Raw genomic sequence first — 2,975 nt, forward strand, 5'->3', positions numbered from 1 at the left:
AATGTCGAGGAGCAGGTCGACGACTGGGGTATCGAGGTGACGAGGGCCGAGATCCTCGACGTGAACCTCGACCAGGCGACACGCGACGCGATGCTGCAGCAGCTCAACGCCGAGCGCGCGCGCCGGGCGCAGGTCACCGAGGCCGAGGGCAAGAAGCGCGCGGTCGAACTGGCCGCCGATGCCGAGCTCTACGCCGCCGAGCAGGTTGCCAAGGCCCGCCGCATTGCCGCAGACGCCGAGGCCTATGCTACGCAGGTGGTTGCAAAGGCCATCGCCGATCACGGCCTGTCGGCGGCGCAGTATCAGGTCGCGCTGAAGCAGGTGGAGGCGCTGACCGCGCTCGGCAAGGGCGAGGGCAAGCAGACCATCGTGGTCCCGGCCGATGCGCTCGACGCGTTCCGCAACGCGTTCGGCATGCTGAAGGGGCGCAGCGAATGATCTACCTCTGGTGGGTCTGGATGGCGGCGGCGGTGCTGCTTCTGGTTCTCGAGATGCTGGCGCCGGGGTTCATCTTCCTCGGCTTCGCGGTGGGCGCGGCGGCGGTCGGGCTCTGGCTGCTGGCGGGCTACGCCGTGGCCTGGCCGTGGCTGGTGCTTGTCTTCGCGATGGTGTCGCTGGTGGCGTGGATCGTGCTGCGCCAGCTCGTCGGTGTCCGCAAGGGGCAGGTCAAGCTCTGGGATCGCGACATCAACGAGGACTGACCGGCCCGCCCGGGTCGCCTCGGGGCAGGCCGTCGTTCCGGGGAGCCGGTCAGAGCCGGAACAGCCCCAGCGCCTCCATCACCTCCTGTTTCGTGGCATCGGTGAGATCCCGCGCCGCGCCGGTGCCCTCGGCGACGATGCGCAGCACCTCGCCCGGGTCGGCGGCGTAGTCTGCCCGCCGGGCGCGGATCGGGGCGAGAAGTTCCTGCAGGACTTCTTCGAGCCGGCGTTTCACCACGGAATCGCCGAGCCCGCCGCGCCTGTAGCGGTCCTTGAGCCGCGCCACCTCGTCGCGGTCCGGGTCGAAGGCGTCGAGATAGGTGAAGACCACGTTGCCCTCGACGCTGCCCGGATCCTCGATCCGCAGGTGGTCGGGGTCGGTGAACATGGCGCGCACGGCGGCGCGAATCTCGTCCGGCCCGGCAGAGAGCGCGATGGCGTTGCCGCCTGACTTGCTCATCTTGGCCCTGCCGTCGATGCCCGGCAGGCGCCCGGCCTCGGGGATCAGCGCCTGCGCCTCGGGCAGCACCTCGCGCCCGGCGCTGGCGTTGATGCGGCGGACGATCTCGTTGCACTGCTCGATCAGCGGCGCCTGATCCTCGCCCACCGGCACGACGGTGGCCTTGAAGGCGGTGATGTCGGCGGCCTGCGCGGCGGGGTAGCAGAGGAAGCCCGCCGGGATATGGCGCCCGAAGCCGCGGGCGCGGATCTCGTCCTTGATGGTCGGGTTGCGCTCGAGCCGGGCGACGGTGACGAAGTTGAGATAGAGCATCGACAGTTCGGCCAGCGCGGGCAGATGCGACTGCAGGCAGATCGTGGTCTTCGCCGGGTCGATGCCCACCGCGAGATAGTCGAAGGCCACCTCAAGCACGTTGCGGCGCACCTTGCCGATGTCGTCGGCGTTGTCGGTCAGCGCCTGGGTGTCGGCAAGCAGCAGGAACTGCCGGTGGCTGTCCTGCAACGCCAGCCGGTTCTTCAGGGAACCGGCGTAATGGCCGATGTGCAGCGGGCCGGTGGTGCGGTCGCCGGTGAGGATGACGGGTCTGGACATGTTGGGTCTCCGTTGTGGGGGAACGGGACGCCGCATGGGGGGAGGGGATATGAAAAAGGCCGCCCGGATGCGGCGGCCCTGTGTCGTGCATGATCGCGCTGGCCGCCCTGTCAGGAGGGCTGCCACCAGAAGCGGATATGGGTCGTCGCGCGGGTCATGCGGGTTCGGTAGACCGAACGGGGCCCGCGCGCAAGCGGCGATCAGCCCCGGTTCGGGCGCTGTGCCTGCGGTGAGGCCAGCTCGCGCTGGATCGAGAGCGCCGCGTCGCGCGGGCTTTCCGAGCGCCAGACCGGACGGCCCACCACGATGTGGTCGGCCCCGGCGGCGACGGCGTTGGCGGGCGTCGCAATGCGCTTCTGGTCGTCGTCGGCGCTGCCTGCGGGGCGCACGCCGGGGGTCACGATGAGCCGGCCCTCGGCTTCGGGCAGGGCGCGGATGCGCGCGGCCTCGTTCGGCGAGGCGATGATGCCGTCGGCCCCGGCCTCGAAGGCGCGGGCGGCGCGCTCGACCACCAGGTCCGCCACCTCGCCCGTCTGGATCATGCTGGCATCGAGGTCGGCGCGGTCGAGCGAGGTCAGGATGGTCACCGCGAGGATTTTGAGATCCTTGCCGGCGGCGCCTTCTTTGGCGGCGCGGACCACGTGCGGGTCACCGTGCACCGTGAGGAAGTCGAGATCGAACTGCGCCAGCCCGCGTACCGCGTTCTCGACCGTCTGACCGATGTCGAAGAGCTTCATGTCGAGGAAGATGCGCTTGCCGTGCTCCTGCTTGAGCTCGTTGGCGAGCGCCAGACCGCCGCCGGTCAGCATCCCGAGGCCGATCTTGTAGAAGGACACGGCATCGCCGATCTGGTCGGTGAGCTTCAGCGCCTCCAGCGCGTTCGGCACGTCTAGGGCAACGATCAGGCGGTCGTCGGTCATCGGGCGCTCCTGCTGTCTTGGGATCGTCCCCTCATGCGGCGCAGGGGCGCTGCCGTCAAGCCCGGCGGGGGCGGGCGCGCCTGCTAGCCTGGCGGATGACCCATGCGCAGGCCGGTCAGCACGCCTTCGTCGAAGGACAGCTCTTCCTGGCCGGTGCGGTATTCCGGCATCCGCATCACCCGGTCAATGGCCCGCGCGAGGATGCGCCGGGGCAGGGCGATGCGCCATGGCGAGACCCGGGGCGGGGCCAGCAGCGCGATCTCGATCCGGCCGTTCGCGGCGATGAGCGAGACCGTTCCCGGT

Annotated in this window: 5 protein-coding genes; 2 read left to right on the forward strand and 3 right to left on the reverse strand. The window is 70.1% G+C overall.

Features of this window, described 5'->3' with window-relative positions; translation table 11 throughout:
* Together HC022_RS22875 and HC022_RS22880 are read left to right on the forward strand one after the other, a co-directional pair.
* The coding region (locus HC022_RS22875) for an SPFH domain-containing protein (protein WP_167453938.1) at positions 1-438 on the forward strand (438 nt) is incomplete at its 5' end.
* Positions 435-701, forward strand: a complete 267-nt coding sequence (locus HC022_RS22880) for an NfeD family protein (RefSeq protein WP_167453939.1) — start codon at positions 435-437, stop codon at positions 699-701. The genes HC022_RS22875 and HC022_RS22880, both read left to right, overlap by 4 nt.
* A gap of 49 nt (positions 702-750) precedes the next feature.
* Here the strand turns inward: HC022_RS22880 and trpS are convergent, their stop codons facing one another.
* The 3 genes from trpS to HC022_RS22895 form a co-directional block, all read right to left on the reverse strand.
* Entirely contained in the window at positions 751-1,752 is a 1,002-nt protein-coding gene (trpS, locus tag HC022_RS22885; RefSeq protein ID WP_167453940.1) for a tryptophan--tRNA ligase, read from the reverse strand.
* Between the two features lie 200 nt (positions 1,753-1,952).
* A complete protein-coding gene (pyrF, locus tag HC022_RS22890; RefSeq protein ID WP_089955893.1) occupies positions 1,953-2,672 on the reverse strand; it encodes an orotidine-5'-phosphate decarboxylase in 720 nt (239 codons plus the stop codon).
* Positions 2,673-2,755: 83 nt separating this feature from the next.
* On the reverse strand, positions 2,756-2,975 hold a 220-nt coding region (locus tag HC022_RS22895), incomplete at its 5' end, for a hypothetical protein (protein ID WP_167453941.1).

This window comes from Salipiger sp. HF18 (assembly GCF_011806505.1).
GTDB lineage: Bacteria > Pseudomonadota > Alphaproteobacteria > Rhodobacterales > Rhodobacteraceae > Salipiger > Salipiger thiooxidans.